The sequence below is a fragment of the Streptomyces sp. NPDC006733 genome (assembly GCF_040636125.1).
GTDB lineage: Bacteria > Actinomycetota > Actinomycetes > Streptomycetales > Streptomycetaceae > Actinacidiphila.
This window is the reverse complement of the sequence record NZ_JBEYJD010000048.1, coordinates 1-16,163: the sequence shown is the minus strand read 5'-3', so window position 1 is coordinate 16,163 and position 16,163 is coordinate 1. Positions and strand designations below refer to the sequence as shown.

Below are 16,163 nucleotides of genomic sequence, written 5' to 3'. Positions count from 1 at the left end.
CCACGGCGAGGTGGTGCGCGGGCCGTGGCGTGCGATCCGGGTGAGGGCAGGGACGCCGCCGGTCAGACGGTCGGCGGGGGGCCCGTGACGCTCACGTGGAACGCCGCCGCGGAGGTGAGGATGGCCCCGATGTCGAAGGTGGGAGCCACGTCGTCGAGGCGGGTGGCGGGGGTGCCGTTGGAGCTGAACCACTCCTCGATGCGGGACGGCGTGAACGCCACGGCCAGGTGCGCGGTCGCGGAGCGGACCAGGTAGCTGTGGGGCGTACCGCGCGGGCCGAAGGCGATCTGACCGGCCTGCAGGTCCAGCCGCTGGTCCCCGACGAAGAAGGAGACCTCTCCGTCGAGCACCGTCCAGAGCTCGTCCTCGTCCGCGTGAAGGTGGTGCGGGGGCGCGTGGCCGGCGGTGTCGAAGAACTCCAGGACGCTCAGGGCGCCGTTCGTCCGGCTGCCGGGGAGAAGGATCCGCGCGCGTCCGCCGAGGAACCAGAAGGGCTCGGCGTCGGCTTCGGGAAGGGTGTGATCGGGGAAGGGCGCGATCATGACGTTCCCCCGAGGAAGGTGAGCAGGATCCGGGTCATCTGCGCCGGGTGTTCCTCGTAGATCCAGTGGCCGGAGTCGGGGACGACGAAGGGGGTGACCTTCTTCGCGTACTTGCGGACCTGGTCAGGGACCGCGTCGCGAAGGCTGCCCGAGGCGCCGATCGCCAGCACCGGCATGGTCAGCTTCGTCCGCCGGCTGATGGCGTTGTCCTTGATGTCCTGCGGGAAGGTGCGGAACCACGCGAAGCTCGCCGCCAGGTGGGCCGGGTCCTTCAACGCCCCGGCGAACACCGCGATGTCGTCCGGGGTGACAGCCCCCTTCTGGACTTCGAGGCTGTCCATGAAGCCGCCCACCCACGCCTCTTCGCGCCCCGACACCATCGTCTCGGGCAGGCCGTTGGTCAGGGAGAAGAAGCCGAAGTTCCAGACGCCCGGACCGGCGGCGGTCAGGGACGGGAACTGGTAGATGCTCGGGTCCGGGATCGGGGCCTCGCTCAGGACGAGCTTGGTCACCTCGCGGGGGTGCGCGGCGGCGTAGGCGTAGGCGACCATGGAGCCGATGTCGTGGCCGACCAGCCGGATGTCGTCGGCGTGCCCGATTTTTGCGAGCAGGGTGTGGATGGCGGCGGCCATGGATTTCTTGTCGTACCCGGTGGCCGGGGCGTCGCTCTTGCCCGCGCCGGGCAGGCTGGGCGCGATGACGGTGTAGTGCTGGGCGAGGGCCGGCAGAAGGCCGCGCCACTCGTACCAGGTCTCCGGATAGCCGTGCAGCAGGACCAGGGTCGGGCCGTGGCCGCCGATCACGTAGTCGATGCCGGCGACCTTGTGCTCGCTGAACCCCGCCGGGACCAGGCTCGCGGCCGCCTGGTTGGCGACGGCCACAGACTGCTGCGCGGTGTCCGTGGGCCGGGCCGGGGCGGTTTCGGGCTGGGCCTGGGCCGTGACGGCGGTGGCGCCGAGGCCGATCGCCGCTGCGATCGCGAGCGGGGTCAGGACCCGGGGGCGGAAGAAGGCATGACGGTGCTTCACACGGTGCTCCAAAAGAGGGTGCGGGGGAGGGGTTACAGGGTGCTGACGAGGCCGCCGTCGATGACGAAGTCGGACCCGGTGATATTGGCGGCCCGGTCACCGGCCAGGAACACCACAACGTCCGCGACCTCCTCGGGGTCGGTGAACCGGCCGGTGGCGGCGTCGGCGGCGGCCTGCTCGGCCACATCGCGGGCGGAGTGGCCGGTGGCGGCGGCGACCGTCGCGGCCACACCGTCGTGGGCCAACCACAGACCGGTGGTGACGGGTCCGGGGCTGTGACGGTGTTGACGCGGATGCCCTGGGGTCCCACCTGCTTGGACAGGGACTTGCAGAAGTTCGACAGGGCGGCTTTGGCCGCGCTGTAGTCGATGACGAGCGGGTCGGGCAGGAACGCGTTGACGGAGCTGACGGTGACGACGCTCCCCGCGCCGCGCGCGAGCAGATGCGGGAGCGCGGCCCGGGTGGTGCGCACGGGGGCCAGAAGGTTGACGGCCAAGGTGGCGGCCCAGTCGGCGTCGGTCACCGCGAGGAACCCGTCGACGCGGGGCCGAACAGCTCCCACGTTGTTCACCAGGATGTCCAGGCCGCCATAGGCGAAGGCCGCGGCGGCCACGAGTTCGTCCGGCCCGTCCGGCGCGGTCAGATCGACCGCGACGGGAAGGACCTCGCCGTCGGCGGCCAGCGCCTGCAGCGCGGGAGTGATCTCCCGCGCGCCGGCCACGACCCGGGCCCCCTCGCGCAGCAGCGCCCGGGTGACGGCCAGCCCGATACCGCGGCTCGCGCCGGTGACGACCGCGGTCCTGCCGGTCAGGTGGAGATCCATGCCAAAGCCCTTCGGCGGTGTCGGGGGTGAGGATGCGTTCGGTGGCGTGCCGGGTCAGAAGGAGTGCCGCCGCAACCAGGCCAGCGCGGCGTCGGCGACCTCGCGCCAGCCGCTGTCGATCGTCAGGGAGTGCCCGCGGTCGGGGAAGTCGGTGATGTCGGTCACGGCCTCGGAGTGCCGGTACTGCTTGAGGGTGGCCCTGACCACCGCTTCCGGCACCGTGTGGTCCTTGCCGCCGGTCATCAGCAGCAGCGGCCCCCGCGAGCTGTTGGCGGTGTCGACCTTCGCCGGGGAGTGCGGGTTGAAGTTGGCCGCGGCCGCCTCGAACAGCGGCTTGCCCGGCGCGGGAATCGCCCACCGCTCGAACAGCTCCGCCGACTCCGCCGCAGACACGGCATTACCGAACGCGAACCGGAACTGATCAGCTGTCAGAGAGACGGCCCGGTGCTTGTTGCCGGGGTTCTTGAACACCGGCAGCGTGGCGCGCAGCGCGGACAGCGGCAGCGGCAGGACACCCTTGATCTGGGCCGCGTCGATCGCGACAGCGGCCGCGGCCAGGTTCTGCCCGAGGAGCTTTTGCGCGATCATGCCACCGAAGGAGTGCCCGATCACCACGGGCAGGACCGGCAGCGTGCGGATGATCGCCGCGTAGTGGTCCACCACCTCGTCGATGCCGTGGTCGGCGATGCTCTCCGGGTTGGCGCGGGCCTCCTCGACGCTGTCGGGGTCGCCGGGCCAGCCCGGTGCCGACGCGGCGTAGCCCTCCTGCTGGAACAGGTCGAGCCAGGGGGACCAGGACGTGGCGTGCAGCCACAGGCCATGGATGAAGAGGACTGGAACGGGGCTCGGTGTGGTCATGGCGACCTCTCGGTGCGGGCGGTCGTGCCGGATGCGGCGTCGGGCCAGCACACCACGCGGTCAGGGGCGTTCGTACTGGGGAAAGACCCCAGTGCGTGCGGAGCGCCGGCGGGGGACTGGGGTCGGCCGTGGGCGGGGCAGGCCGTCGCGTTCACCGACTATGCTCAGGTTTCCGTGGTCGCTACCTGCGCCGAACCGCCCCGAGGGAGTGCTGTGGTACTGCTCGGGCGAGCGGCGGAGACCCAACGCCTCACCGGCCTGATCGCCGATGTCCACGAGCGCGGCGGCGCCTTGGCGGTGCGGGGCACGGCCGGCATCGGGAAGTCCGCGCTCCTGGCCTACGCCACCGCACACGCCACCGCGGCGGGCATGCGCGTGCTGACCACCGCAGGGGTGGAGTGCGAGACACACCTGCCCTACGCCGGGCTCCAGCAACTGCTGTATCCGATCCGTACGGCCGTCGAGCTCATCCCCCCGGAGCAGCAAGAAGCCCTGCGGGCGGCGCTCAGCGGCACCGATCGGGCCGCACCGGACCTGTTCCTCGTCGCCCTGGCGGTGCTGAACGTGGTCGCCGAGGCAGCCGAAGGCGCACCGGTGCTGCTGGTCGCCGAGGACTCGCACTGGCTGGACCCGTCCACCTCCCATGTCCTGGGCTTCGTCGCCCGCCGGTTGGAGTCGGAGCCGATCGTGCTGCTGGCCGCTGCCCGCGAGGGGTTCCACTCCTGGCTGGACGACGCCGAATTGCCCGAGCTGACGCTGTCGCCGCTGGACGCCGCCGCGGCGGACGCCCTGCTGCGCGTCCACGCCCCGGACCTGGAGCCCGCGCTGCGCACGCGCCTGCTCACCGAGGCCGCGGGCAACCCCCTGGCCTTGACGGAACTTCCGCGGGCGACCCGCGATCCGGCCGCGGACGGTGCGCCGCTGCCCGCCTGGCTGCCGCTCACCGAGCGCCTGGAGCGGGCGTTCACCGCCCGGCTGTCCGGCCTGCCGGCGGCGACCCGGACGCTGCTGCAGGTCGCCGCGCTCAACGACAGCGTCTCGCTCGCCGAGAGCACCGGTGCGGCGCAGGCCGTCACCGGCGGGCGGACCGACGCCGCCGTCCTGGTGCCGGCGATCACCGCAGGACTGATCGACATCGAGCGGGGCGAACTGCGCTTCCGCCACCCCCTGATGCGCTCGGCGATCCACCAGAGCATGACCCTGCCCGAACGCCAGGCGGCGCACCGGGCCCTGTCCGCGGCCCTGATCGGCCAGGAGGACCGCAGCGTGTGGCACCGGGCGGCCGCCACGGCGCTGCCCGACGAAGCCGTCGCCGCGGCCCCGATGCCGCCGCGGTGCGGGCCGAGCGCCGCGGCGGCATCGGGGCCGCGGTGGCGGCCCTGGACCGCGCCGCCCGCCTCAGCGAGGACCAGGCGCTGCAGGCCGACCGGCTGCTGCGCGCCGCCCACCTGGCCGTCGAACTGGGCTCGCGCGAGGTGGTCACCCGCCTCCTGGACGCCGCAGCGCAGTTGGACCTCTCGGCGCAGCAGCGGGCCCGCGTGGTGTGGCTGCGGGGCAGCTTCGACGAGGGGCTGCACCATCAGAGCACCGAAACCCGGGATCTGGCGCAGCTTGCCGAGGCGGTCGCCGCGGCCGGTGACCAGGACCTCGCGGTCCGGATCTTGTGGAGTGCGGCGCAGCGCTGCTTCTGGAGCGAGCCGGGCCCTGCGGCCCGGCGGTACGTGGTCGCCGTCGCCGAAGGCCTGGCGCTGGACGAGCACGACCCGTGGCTGCTGGCGATCCTCGCGTACGCGGCGCCGGTCGAGCGGGGCGCGGTGGTGATCGAACGCCTGGGGCGCCTGGCCTCCTCCCAAGGCCACGACGCCCGCACGGACCGCTTGTTGGGCACCGGTGCGCTGATGGTCGGCTCGTTCGACCTGGCCCGCCGGTTCTCCGGCGCCGCGGTGGCCGGGCTGCGCGTCCAGGGCCGCTTGGGGATCCTGGCCCGGTGCCTGGGCGCCACGGCGTGGAGCGCGGCGCAGCTGGGCGACTTGAGCACGGCCATTCCCGCGGCGGAGGAGTCCTGCCGCCTGGGCCGCGAGACGACCCAGCCCTACCTGCACGCGCTGATCCGGTCGATCGAGGCCGTGATCGCCGCCCTGCGCGGTGAGGTGCAGCGGGTCGGGGAACTGACCGCGGAGGCGGAGCGGGTCGGCGTGGCCATCGCCGCCCGCCCGGTGCTGGCCCGGGCGCAGCTGGCGCGCGGGCTCGCGGCGCTGGGCGGCGGGCAGTTCGGGGAGGCCTACACCCACCTGCGGCGGCTGCACGACCCGGTCGACCCCTGCTACGAGCTCGCCCTGCGCTGCTACGTGGTCGCGGACCTCGTGGACGCCGCCGTGCACTGCGGCCGCGCCGAGGGCGTCGAGGAGATCATGCGGGAGATGGAGGACGCGGCGCTGCGGTCCCCGTCACCGGCCCTCCACGCCGGCCTGCGCTTCGCCCGCGCGCTCCTGGCCGACGACGCGGAGGCCGAGGAGCTGTTCGGGACGGCGCTGCGCGCGGATCTGACGGCCTGGCCGTTCATCAGGGCCCGCACCCAGCTGGCCTACGGGGAGTGGCTGCGCCGCCAGCGGCGGGCCGCCGACTCGCGCGCCCACCTGCGCGCCGCCCGCGAGACCTTCGACGCGCTGGGTACCCGGCCGTGGGGCGACCGGGCGCGCCGGGAGCTGCGCGCCTCCGGCGAGTCGAGCGGCCACCGCAGCCCCGACGCCCGGGACCGGCTCACCCCGCAGGAACTGCAGATCGCCCAGATGGCCGCGGAAGGGCTGACGAACCGGGAGATCGGCCAGAAGCTCTACCTGTCGCACCGCACGGTCAGCTCCCACCTGCACCGGATCTTCCCCAAGCTGGGGATCACCTCGCGGTCCGCACTGGGCGCGGTGCTGCGACCGGCGTCGTGACGGGTCGCAGCCCAGGCACGCGGCCGTCGCAGCCGGCTCGGACCGGCTCGGCCCGGTCCGGACGACCGTCACCTGACGCTCGCGACGCCGACCGCGCCCTGCCTACCGTCGGCCGTATGAGCACCAGCCCCTTCTCCCCGCACCACGGATCGACCCGAGAACCGCACCCGTCCACCCCGCCGTTGCTGGGCCGGGCCGACGAGCGTCGTGCCGTCGACGAGCTGCTCGGCGCGGTCCGCGAGGGGCTCAGCGGGGCCTTGGTGTTCGTCGGCGAGGCCGGCATCGGCAAGTCCCGGCTCCTCGCCCACGCGGCCGACACCTCCGACGCCGTGCAGACGGCGGAGGTCACGGGCGTGGAGGCCGAGGCCCAGCTCGCCTTCGCCGCACTGCACCGGCTGCTGCTGCCCTTCCTCGACCGGCTCGACCAGCTGCCCGAACCGCAGCGCGACGTGCTGGGCTCGGCATTCGGCCTGCGCGCAGGTCCGCCCGCCGACCGCTTCCTGGCCGGTCTGGCCACCCTCACCCTGCTGTCGGAAGCCGCCCGCAGCCGCCCGCTGCTGTGCCTGGTCGACGACGCCCAGTGGCTGGACCGCGAATCCCTGGAGGTGCTGGCCTTCGTCGGCCGCCGCCTGCACGCCGACGGCGTCGGCCTGGTGATCTGCGCCCGCGACGGCCGCTCCGACGCCTCACCCCTCGACGGACTGCCCACGCTGCGCCTGACGGGCCTGTCGGACGCGGATGCCCTGCAACTGCTGGCGGAGACACCGGCCGGGCGACTGGGACCGCAGGACTTCGCCCGGATCGTCGCCGAGACCGCGGGCAACCCGCTGGCCCTGATCGAACTCGCCGGGCGGCTGCCGGACGGAGCCCTCTCGCTCGCACCGCTGCCGATCGGCCCGCAACTGGAATCCCACTTCCTGCGCCAGGTCCGCGCGCTGCCCCAGGAGACCCAGGAGCTGCTGCTGGTCGCCTCGCTCGCGCCCGTCGACGACCCGGCCGTGCTGTGGCGGGCGGCGACCGCTCTCGGCCTGTCCGCCCACGCTCTGGACGCCGCAGTGGCCGACGGGGTGCTGCTGCGGGGCCGTCAGCCGGCGTTCCGGCATCCGCTGATCCGTTCGGCCGTCCACGCCGGCGTCGTGCCCGCACAGCGGCGCCGGGTCCACCGGGCGCTCGCCGCCGCGACCGACCGGGAAGCGTCGCCCGACCGGCGGGCCTGGCATCTGGCGGAAGCGACCGTCGGACTCGACGAAGGGGTCGCGACCGCGCTCGAGGACGCCTCGGAACGCGCGCGCGGACGCGGCGGCTATTCGGCCCAGGCCGGCTTCCTGGCCCGCGCCGCCGAGCTGACCCCAGACCCGCTGGACCGGGCTCGGCGCTACTGCGTCGCGGCGCAGGCCCACCTGGTCCTCGGGGACGCGGCCATGGCCCGGACGGTGCTCGACCAGGCGGAATCCGGTCCCGGCCGGCCGGCGACGCGGGCCACGACCCAGCGGCTGCGCGCGTCGATCGAATGGCTCGAGGGCCGGGCCCGCACGGCGCCCGCGCTGCTGATGGCCGCCGCGGCGGACGCGGTGGCATTCGATGAGCGGCTGGCCCGGGACATGGTGTTCGAGGCGCTGTCCGCCGGGATGCAGACGAGGGAGCACACGGTCGGCCTGACCTTGGAGGAGCTCGCCCGCCAAGCCCTGGACATGCCGTGGGATGCGGCGCTGCCGCCGACGCTCCCGGACGTGGTCGCGGGCGCCTACTGCGTCCGGATCGCCGAGGGGTACGCGGCGGCGGTGCCGCAACTGCGGGCCGCGGTCGTCGCCCTGCGGACCGGCGAGCTGGTGGAGACCGGCATGCCGATCGCGTTGATGGCCTACGCCGCCACCATGGACCTCTGGGACGAACACGGACACTGGGCCGTGCTGGACCGGCTGGCAGCCGCCAGCCGTGCGCAGGGCGCCCTGCACGCGCTCGGCGTGGTGATCAACACCCGGGCCGCCGCGGAAGTCTGGGCCGGTCGGTTCGCCGCCGCGGAGGCCTCCTACGACGAGGCCGACGAGATCGGCCAGGCCCTGGGGCTGCCACCGCAGGGACCGTCACACCGGGTGGAACTGCTGGCCTGGCAGGCGCGGGCCGCGGAATTGCGGGTCGGCGTGGACCGCTCGATCCACTTGTGGGGCGAACAGCTCGGCTTCGCCATCGTGGCCAACCACGCGCACCACGCGCTGACCATCCTGGAACTGGGGGCCGGCCACTACCAGGAAGCGTTGGACTGGGCCCGGCGCGGCTACCACAGCGACGCTCCGGGACAGGGCAGCCGACTGCTGCCCGACCTGATCGAAGCCGCGGTCCGGGCCGGCGACCGCACCACCGCCGAGCGGGCACTGGCCCGCCTGACCGAACGCGCCGCGCTCAGCGGCACCCCGTGGGCCCGCGGTGTATCGGCCCGCTCCAGCGCGCTCATGGCCCCGGATCAGGAGGCCGAAGCCCTCTATGAGGAAGCCGTGAAACACCTTCAGGACACCGGCATCGCCACCGAGCTCGCGCGGACCCACCTGCTGTACGGGGAGTGGCTGCGGCGCCGCAAACGGCGCGTCGACGCCCGCGTGCAGCTGCGGACGGCGCACGAGATGTTCACCGGCATGGGAGCGGCCGGATTCGCCGAACGCGCACGGATCGAGCTGGCGGCCACCGGTGAGCGGGCCCGCAAGCGGAGCGCCCAGGCCGACCACGACCTCACACCCCAGGAACGGCAGGTCGCGCTCCTCGCCGCCGCGGCGGCGACCAACGCCGAGATCGCCACGCGCCTGTTCATCACCACCTCGACCGTCGAGTACCACCTCAACAAGGTGTTCCGGAAGCTCGACATCACCTCCCGCCGCCAACTCGCCGCCCTGCTGCACGACGACGGCGGCAGGGGGTGACACGCCGCTCCGCGCGACCCCCTGTCCTCCGCCGCCCGGCTACGGGCGGGTACCGAAGGGGCCGAGCAGCCCGGCGTCGATCCGCAGGGACTCGAGCATGGTCGCCGCGTTGTCGAGCGTGAAGACATCCGCGGCGGCCAGCACTCCGGTGTACTTGGCAATGACCGGATCGGCCGCCTGCCGGGCGACGGCGTCCAGATAGGTCTTGAAGATCGCCCACGAATTGCCGGCCGGGCCGTACTTGTCGAAGAACGGCGCCGGGTCGAGAGTCATCGCGGCCTTCACCCCGGCGGTGAGGTCGGCGACGTACTGCCGCTGCACATCCCCGTCGGCGCGCACCCCCAGCCGGCCCAGGTGGCCGCCGACCAGGGTCGTCCACGGGTACTCCATCGCGATGTCCTGGGCCTTGACCCAGGCCGGAATGTCCTGCGAGACGGCAAGGTTCTTGAACGGCACCCAGCCCGGATACAGGACATCCACGACCATCAGCGTCGCGTGGTCGGGCGCGTAGACGAAGATGTTGTCCGGTGAGTGATTGGGGCCGTGGTAGGCCAGCTGAAGGCGTTCACCGCCGACCCGCAGGTCGTAGCGGTCGTCGAACGTGACGTTCGGGACCGGCCGGTTGGGGTCGGCGTCCAACCGCAGCAGGCGCCGGGTCTCGCTGTGCGCGATGCGTACGACGTGCTTGCCGAAGAGGTTGGCGGCGCCGATGTGGTCGGCGTGGGTGTGGGTGTAGATCAGATGGGTGACCTTCGACGGCCGACCGTTGGCCCGCGTGACCTCGGCGATGGCGCGCAGCAGGTTGTGACCGATGGTCGGCGGCGCGTCGACCAGCACGACGCCCTCCCGGGTACTGAGGAACATCGCCTGGTAGTACGAGTCCGTCACCCAGTACAGGTTGCCCTTGATCCGCCCGACGAAGTAGCCCTGCTCGTTGAGGGCAGGACCGGTCGAGGCGGCGGGAACGGGCGCGAAGTCGGGCAGGTCCGTCGCGGTGTCGGCGTGTGCTGTGCCGGCCGGCCCACCTCCGACCAGAACGGCGGCGGTGGGAACCGCCAGCGCGGCGGTCGCGGTCCTGAGGAACGTCCGGCGGTTCGCCGTACCGGGCGGGAGGAGTTCCGATGTCATGGGTTCTGACCTTCCCAAGGGAGTGTGCGGACGGGGCCGTCCGGGCGGCGGGAGCAGCAGGGCCGGCAGGCGCGGACGGCCGCCTGCCGGCCCTGCTGCTCCGCTCGGCGCGGCGACTGCAGGACATCACCCGCGCTTCCCGCTTCGCACCGGGGAAAGACCCCAGTCCCGCCCCGCACCCCGGCCCGCACGGGGAGTGGTCGCGTTGCGCAACGTGGCGCCCCTTCCCCCAGGGGATCAGCCACGGAGCCGGTAGGCCGCGTTCCGGGGCAGTGGGGACTTCGATGTGCGCCCCACCGCCCACCGTCGGTCGTGGGTTCAGTGCTCGCAGAGGGAGAATTCCCGCTCGAAGAGCTGGTCGTTGTGTTCGTTGACGAAGAACTTGCGTTCCTGCATGAGCTGTTCGCGGTAGGTCTTGGCCTGCTCCAGTGTCATGGTCGAGGTCTCCGACCACGGTTGCTGCGGGGGAACGTCGGAGGTCGAGACGATCGTCTCCGACGGGTCGACGAGGAAGAACGCCAGGATCTTGCGGTATCCCGGGCGGGTGGCGTCCGTGAGGCCGAAGGAGCCGACGCGGTGTTGCAGGATGTTCGGGAACGCCAGGCAGCGGCCGGCCGGGGTCGCGGCGGATCCCAGCACCTGGTTCAGCGGTTCCTCGTTCTCCAGACCGTAGACCTCCCGCATGCCGTTGTCGTCGCTCTGCTCATAGGACGGGTCGTCGAGGGCTGTCCGGAAGCTCAGCCGGCTCTCGGTGATGTTCTCGCTGTCCCAGTAGTAGATGCCGGTCGAGACGATCCGCTCGTTCATCATCCCCTCGACATGCCAGGTGCCGCCGGCGTACTCGGGCTTGTCCGGGGTGAGATGAATGGTCGCGAGTTTGACGATGACCTGGAGGCGGCGGCCGCGCAGGTCGACGCGGGCGGATGCGTCGGGCACCTCGGGTGCGGTGAAGGCCGGGGCGTCCGGAATGGCCGGACGACGGGTTTCCCACCAGTCGTCATGGGCTGCGCTCCACGCCTGGGTGGCCGCTTTGTAGGCCTCGCTGTCGTTGTAGGAGGCCTTGTTCGGATACTCCGGCTCCGGGCCGTACCACCCGTACGGATCGGCCTCGATCCGCAGGGGCCGCGGGTGGCGCAGATCGGTGAGCACGTTCTCCCACAGGGGGCGCATCCGCGCGAACACGTCGGGCAGGACGGAGACCAGTTCACGATGCGTCTCGGGATGGACGTTGTTGACGTACGAAGCGAAGGTGACCGCGCCGTCGTCGCTGACATCGACGTCTGTGGGCAGCCACTGGAACCGCTCCGAGAACTCGTATGTCGAGTAGCGGTCCGTCGGGTTCTGCCACGCCCGCCCGGGTGCCCCGCTCACCTCTTTCACCAGGCAGAACAGGGAGGGGTGCACCAGATCCAGTACCTGGCCGTCGGATCCGGGATGCCAGTCCTGCGCCTCCGCGGGCACCTGTTCCAGCACCCGCACCGCCGCGCGCAGCCGGGACCGGAGCTGGTCGTCGATCAGGGTGTCGGACTGCCACACGCCGTCGACGGCGGACACCTCGATACCGGTGGATCCGTCCCGCAGCGCGGCGTAGTGCGCGAGTTCGGCCAGCACGTACTGCACCTGTGCTTCGGTCAGGCCCTGGGCGGACGCCTCCTGCGTCCACCGGGCGACGATGTCGGCATCGTTCCGCTTGTCGAACCATCCTGGCTTCGCCCGAAGGTGTGCGCTGCACTGCAGCATCTCCAACTCCCGCAGCGTGCGGGGTTCCGCGAACGCCAGGGAACGGGACGCTTGGAAGGGCAGTGGGAAGGCGGGCAGGCCGGTCACGTCTGAAAGTCCTCCGGAGTCGGTGTGCGGTGCCGGGAAGGATACGTCAGCGGACTGACATCTCCGCTGTGGTCCCTTTCCCCGCTGGCGACCCCGGCCGCGATGTGCGGTGCTCGAAGAACCCGTGCGGCCACTGTCCCGTTACTGCTGCCCGCAGGACGAAGCATGGGCCCGAGCGTCAGGGCCTCAGCAGTCCGCCTACCCACCAGTCGTGCGGCTTGCCATCGTTGGCGATGTTGCGATTGCGCAGTGTCCCCTCGACGGTGAAGCCGAGGCTCTCGGCGACGGCCCGCGAGCCGGTGTTCCCGACCATGGCCCACCACTCGATGCGGTGCACGTCGAGTGTGGCCCAGCCCCAGTCGCACAGGGCCCGAGCGGCTTCGACCGAGTACCCGCGTCCGCGCTGCTCCTTGACCGCCCAGTAGCCGAGCTCCCAGACGCCGCGGCTGATGAGGGTCAGGCAGTACGAGCCGACCAGGGCGCCGGTGTCCTTGCGGAACGCGCCGAGGGTGTAGTCCTTGTCCTCGGCCCACTGGGCGGGCAGCTTTTCGCCGACGAGCTGCTCCGCGTTCGCACGCCGGTACGGCACTGGCACCGGGGTGTAGAACTGGATGCTTTCGTCCTGACAAGCCGTGTACACCGCATCCACATCGTCAGGTGAGAAGGCCCGCAGGAGCAGCCGGTCGGTCTCGAGCGTTACTGGATCCATCGCGGCAGTATGAACCCGTCAACAGACGGCGACCAGCGAATATCCCGACCGGGCACCGCGCGTCACCACCCCTCGGGCCGGTGGCCACCCGTAGCACCGCAGATCAGCTGGCCTCGGTTGCGGCGAACTGCGCGAAGCGGGCGGCCCAGGTTTCCAGCGGAAGGCGGAGGCCGTTGGTGATGGAGGAAATGGTGCGGTAGTAGCCGCAGAGCATGAGGATCTCCAGGAGCGCGTGCGGGGTGAAGAACCGCAGGCCGTCCGTCCAGTCGGCATCGTTCAGGGTGCAGTCGGCGTCGATGCGGTCGCACAGCCGCAGCAGGCAGCGTTCTTCCTCGGTCCAGCAAGCGTCGTCGGGCCCGCCGGCGCACGTCGAGGCGATCTGGTCGCGGGTCAGTCCGGCCTTCTCCGCGAAGGCGCTGACGTGGACGCCCCACTCGTATTCGCTGCGGCAGCGGGCGGTGATGCGGTCGATGACGATCTCGCGCTGCTTGAGCGAGAGGTGCCCGCGGTCCAGCAACCCGCCGCTGAACAACCGCTCGAAAAGCCGCTGATCCGTGGCCAGGGTCGTGAACAGGACGAGCGGGTCACCGCCCGGCGAGGCGAGGCGCGCCAGCCGCTCCTGGGCGTATGCCGGATAAGGCCTGGATGCGGGAGCGATCCGAGCGGCCATCTTCTTCTCCCTTGTCGTCGCCTGCGGTAGCCGCCGCGGCCGTGGAGCGCGGGTGGCACCGCCGAACCCAGTGCTTCGTTTTTCGAAGCAGGAACCATGTTAGCGTTTCGGAAAACGAAGCACTAGGGGAAAGGGTGGGCCACGTGGCGGAGACCCCCAGGCCTGGGCGCCCGGTCCGCGGTTCGACCAGCGGCCGCCCCATCATGGCGGCACTCGACCTGTTCGGGCGGCGTTGGAACCTGCGCATCCTGTGGGAGCTGCACCAAGGCCCCGCGGGCTTCCGTCCCTTGCAGCAGCGCTGCGACGGCATGTCCTCCAGCGTCCTGCGCCAGCGCCTTGTCGAACTGACCGAGGCGGGCGTCGTCGCGCAGCAGGGTGACAGCAGCTACACCCTCACCGCCCTCGGCGAGGACGCGTACCGTGCGCTGAGCCCGCTCAACCGCTGGGCCGACACCTGGGCGGACACCTGGGGCGAGCCCCGCGCCGGTGCGGCCGAGGGTGCCGGCGGTCCGGGAGCGCCTGGGACGCCCGCCTAGGCAACGGGCCGTCACCGTCCGGGCGCACGGCTCAGCTGTTTCCCGCCGCCCGGATCAGCCCCGACTCGTACGCGGTGATGACCAGTTGGGCGCGGTCGCGGGCCGCGAGCTTGCCCATGATGCGGCTGACGTGCGTCTTGGCGGTCAGCGGGCTGAGCCCGAGCGCCTCGCCGATCTCGGTGTTGTTCAGGCCCCGGCCGACGAGGGTCAAGACCTCCCGCTCCCGGTCCGACAGGCCCGGCAGACCGGTCGGGGCGGGGCCGGGCGGGGGCCGGTCGGGCAGCCGCAGGACGCGGGCGATGAGGCGGGCGGTGGGGCCGGGCGACAGCAGCGCGTCGCCCGCGGCGACGGTGCGGATGGCGTTCAGGAGGTCCGCGGGCCGGGTGTCCTTGACGAGGAACCCGCTGGCCCCCGCCCGCAGCGCTGCGACCACGTGTTCGTCGGTGTCGTACGTGGTCAGGACCAGCACCCGCACCGCGGCGAGGGCGTCGTCCGCGGCGATGATCCGGGTGGCCTCGATGCCGTCGAGGTCGGGCATCCGGATGTCCATCACCACCACGTCGGCGCCGGCGCTGCCGGCCAGCGCCGCGGCCTCCCGGCCGGTCCCCGCCTGCCCGACCACCTCCATGTCGGCTGCGGACTCGACCAGCATCGCGAACGCGGCCCGCACCAGCGTCTGATCGTCGGCGAGCAGCACCCGAATCGTCGGTGGAGCGGGCGGGGGAGGGGCTGTCGGGGACGTCATCGGGGGGCTCCTTCACGGGCGGTGGCGCGCGGGGTGGTGCCCGGGGCCTCGGGCCGGGCTGCCGGTGACGGTACGGGCGGGTCGTCGCCGTCCTCGGGCGTGCCCGCGAGGGGGAGCACGGCCGTGACGGCGAATCCGGCACCGTCCGGCCGGGGCGCGGCCGTCAGTCGGCCGCCGACGCTGCGCGCCCGCTCCCGCATGCCCACGATGCCGTAGCCGTCCGTGCGGGCCGGCTCGCGCGGGGCGGCCGGGGCCGGACCGTCGTCCAGGACGGCGACGTGCAGCGCCGCCCCGGAGCGGGTCAGCGTCACCCGGACCGGCGAACCACCCGCGTGGCGGGCGGCGTTGGTCAGCGCTTCCTGCACGATGCGGTAGGCGGCGGCGCCGACCGCGGGCGGCGCGTGGTCCGCACCGTCGCCGACGACGAGGTCCACCTGCGTTCCCGCCGCCTCGGCGGCCCGGATCAGGTCGGGGACCACGGGCAGCCCCGGCAGCGGGCCCGCGGACTCCCGCGCGCCGTGGTCGGCGTCGGCGGTGTCGGAGCGCAGGACCCGCAACGTGGCGCGCAGCTCCGCCCGGGCGTCGCGGCAGGTGCCGGCGATGGCCTCCAGCGAGGCGGCGATCGCCTGGCGGTCCAACTTGTCCGGGTCGGCGATCAGGACGTGCGCGGCCACCGAGGTCTGCACGCCCACCAGCGTGATCGTGTGGGCCAGCAGATCGTGCAGATCGCGGGCGATCCGCAGCCGTTCCTCGGCGACCCGGCGAGCCGCCTCCTCCTCGCGGGTGCGCTCCGCGCGCTCGGCCCGCTCCACGATGGCCCCGATGTACTTGCGGTGGATCCGCACCGCCTCGCCGACCAGCCCGACCGCGACGAGCCAGCCGGCGCTGCTGAGCATGTGCGCGCCCGGGTCGGCCCGGTCGAGCGTCAGCGTCATCACCCCGGCCATCAGGCCGATCATGGTGGGGACCACCAGGATCGTGCGCAGGGGTGGCCCGGCGACCGCCAGGCTGTACAGCGCGACCATGGTGGCGGGGATGACCGCCTGGTGGAGGTTGTCCAGACCGTGATAGGCCGCCACGCACAGTGTCAGCGCCAGCAGCGTCAGCAGCGGGGCCCGCCGCCGCCACACCTGGACCAGGCAGACGGCCGCCAGCAGCGTCCACCCCAGGGCGTCCGGTCGCCGGCCGGCTCCGCCGGAGGCGGGCAACGCCAAAGCCATGACCGTCTGCACCGCCAGCAGGCCGGCGGCGAGCAGTAGATCGTTGCGCGTCAGGCGCGGCGCGGGGGTGGTTCTCATGGCGGACACCGTTCCATCCTGCCGTGGGGGTGACAACCGGTCGCCGGGCGGGCCGGGGGGGGGGCCCCCCCCCCCGCCACGGGTTTAGCGGGGCCCGGCAACGCGCCGGGGCCCAGTTCGCCGACACCACCCCCAACCGCGACCCCGC

The 16,163-nt window shown here is 72.7% G+C and carries 13 protein-coding genes and 1 pseudogene; 4 read left to right on the top strand and 10 right to left on the bottom strand.

Translation table 11 applies throughout. The annotated features are described in order from the left end of the window. Positions 1–62 precede the first annotated feature (62 nt). The 4 genes and pseudogenes from ABZ721_RS32795 to ABZ721_RS32780 all read right to left on the bottom strand — a co-directional run bounded on the left by ABZ721_RS32795 (position 63) and on the right by ABZ721_RS32780 (position 3,251). Positions 63–542 (bottom strand): cupin domain-containing protein, encoded by a 480-nt coding sequence (locus tag ABZ721_RS32795; RefSeq protein WP_358792417.1) that lies wholly within the window; start codon positions 540–542, stop codon positions 63–65. Continuing rightward, positions 539–1,570, bottom strand: coding sequence for an alpha/beta hydrolase (locus tag ABZ721_RS32790; protein ID WP_358792416.1), 1,032 nt, complete (start codon positions 1,568–1,570; stop codon positions 539–541). The genes ABZ721_RS32795 and ABZ721_RS32790 overlap by 4 nt, the downstream gene beginning before the upstream one ends. A 32-nt stretch (positions 1,571–1,602) precedes the next feature. Continuing rightward, positions 1,603–2,393, bottom strand: a pseudogene (locus ABZ721_RS32785) (oxidoreductase). Between the two features lie 54 nt (positions 2,394–2,447). After that, entirely contained in the window at positions 2,448–3,251 is an 804-nt protein-coding gene (locus tag ABZ721_RS32780; RefSeq protein ID WP_358792415.1) for an alpha/beta hydrolase, read from the bottom strand. A 213-nt stretch (positions 3,252–3,464) separates the two neighbouring features. Here ABZ721_RS32780 and ABZ721_RS32775 point away from each other — a divergent pair, with 213 nt between their 5' ends. From ABZ721_RS32775 to ABZ721_RS32765, 3 genes are all read left to right on the top strand, one after another. Then, entirely contained in the window at positions 3,465–5,072 is a 1,608-nt protein-coding gene (locus ABZ721_RS32775) for an AAA family ATPase (protein ID WP_358792414.1), read from the top strand. Next, positions 4,973–6,190, top strand: coding sequence for a LuxR C-terminal-related transcriptional regulator (locus ABZ721_RS32770; RefSeq protein ID WP_358792413.1), 1,218 nt, complete (start codon positions 4,973–4,975; stop codon positions 6,188–6,190). The genes ABZ721_RS32775 and ABZ721_RS32770 overlap by 100 nt, the downstream gene beginning before the upstream one ends. A 116-nt stretch (positions 6,191–6,306) precedes the next feature. After that, on the top strand, positions 6,307–9,102 hold the full coding sequence (locus ABZ721_RS32765; protein ID WP_358792412.1) for an AAA family ATPase: 2,796 nt from the start codon (positions 6,307–6,309) through the stop codon (positions 9,100–9,102). 39 nt (positions 9,103–9,141) lie between these two features. On the opposite strand, the gene ABZ721_RS32760 is transcribed toward ABZ721_RS32765, so the two are convergent. The 4 genes from ABZ721_RS32760 to ABZ721_RS32745 form a co-directional block, all read right to left on the bottom strand. Beyond that, entirely contained in the window at positions 9,142–10,230 is a 1,089-nt protein-coding gene (locus tag ABZ721_RS32760; RefSeq protein WP_358792411.1) for an MBL fold metallo-hydrolase, read from the bottom strand. A gap of 318 nt (positions 10,231–10,548) precedes the next feature. Continuing rightward, the gene (locus ABZ721_RS32755; RefSeq protein ID WP_358792410.1) at positions 10,549–12,057 is read right to left on the bottom strand and encodes a DUF4246 domain-containing protein; all 1,509 of its coding nucleotides are present in this window, start codon (positions 12,055–12,057) and stop codon (positions 10,549–10,551) included. Positions 12,058–12,235: 178 nt separating this feature from the next. Further along, entirely contained in the window at positions 12,236–12,766 is a 531-nt protein-coding gene (locus ABZ721_RS32750) for a GNAT family protein (protein ID WP_358792409.1), read from the bottom strand. Between the two features lie 103 nt (positions 12,767–12,869). Further along, the gene (locus ABZ721_RS32745; RefSeq protein WP_358792408.1) at positions 12,870–13,436 is read right to left on the bottom strand and encodes a carboxymuconolactone decarboxylase family protein; all 567 of its coding nucleotides are present in this window, start codon (positions 13,434–13,436) and stop codon (positions 12,870–12,872) included. Between the two features lie 203 nt (positions 13,437–13,639). Between ABZ721_RS32745 and ABZ721_RS32740 the strand changes: the two genes are divergently transcribed. After that, positions 13,640–13,972, top strand: a complete 333-nt coding sequence (locus ABZ721_RS32740) for a helix-turn-helix domain-containing protein (protein WP_358792460.1) — start codon at positions 13,640–13,642, stop codon at positions 13,970–13,972. Between the two features lie 31 nt (positions 13,973–14,003). On the opposite strand, the gene ABZ721_RS32735 is transcribed toward ABZ721_RS32740, so the two are convergent. Next, positions 14,004–14,717, bottom strand: a complete 714-nt coding sequence (locus ABZ721_RS32735; protein WP_358792407.1) for a response regulator transcription factor — start codon at positions 14,715–14,717, stop codon at positions 14,004–14,006. Beyond that, complete coding sequence (locus ABZ721_RS32730; RefSeq protein WP_358792406.1) at positions 14,714–16,015, bottom strand: sensor histidine kinase; 1,302 nt, start codon at positions 16,013–16,015, stop codon at positions 14,714–14,716. Before ABZ721_RS32730 ends, ABZ721_RS32735 begins: the two co-directional genes overlap by 4 nt. Positions 16,016–16,163: the final 148 nt, after the last annotated feature.

What these genes read in the sequence shown, in the direction of transcription:
- ABZ721_RS32795 (WP_358792417.1), bottom strand. Translation starts at nt 542, where the DNA reads ATGATCGCGCCCTTCCCCGATCACACCCTTCCCGAAGCCGACGCCGAG.
- ABZ721_RS32780 (WP_358792415.1), bottom strand. Translation starts at nt 3,251, where the DNA reads ATGACCACACCGAGCCCCGTTCCAGTCCTCTTCATCCATGGCCTGTGG.
- ABZ721_RS32765 (WP_358792412.1), top strand. Translation starts at nt 6,307, where the DNA reads ATGAGCACCAGCCCCTTCTCCCCGCACCACGGATCGACCCGAGAACCG.
- ABZ721_RS32760 (WP_358792411.1), bottom strand. Translation starts at nt 10,230, where the DNA reads ATGACATCGGAACTCCTCCCGCCCGGTACGGCGAACCGCCGGACGTTC.
- ABZ721_RS32750 (WP_358792409.1), bottom strand. Translation starts at nt 12,766, where the DNA reads ATGGATCCAGTAACGCTCGAGACCGACCGGCTGCTCCTGCGGGCCTTC.
- ABZ721_RS32745 (WP_358792408.1), bottom strand. Translation starts at nt 13,436, where the DNA reads ATGGCCGCTCGGATCGCTCCCGCATCCAGGCCTTATCCGGCATACGCC.
- ABZ721_RS32740 (WP_358792460.1), top strand. Translation starts at nt 13,640, where the DNA reads ATGGCGGCACTCGACCTGTTCGGGCGGCGTTGGAACCTGCGCATCCTG.
- ABZ721_RS32735 (WP_358792407.1), bottom strand. Translation starts at nt 14,717, where the DNA reads ATGACGTCCCCGACAGCCCCTCCCCCGCCCGCTCCACCGACGATTCGG.
- ABZ721_RS32730 (WP_358792406.1), bottom strand. Translation starts at nt 16,015, where the DNA reads ATGAGAACCACCCCCGCGCCGCGCCTGACGCGCAACGATCTACTGCTC.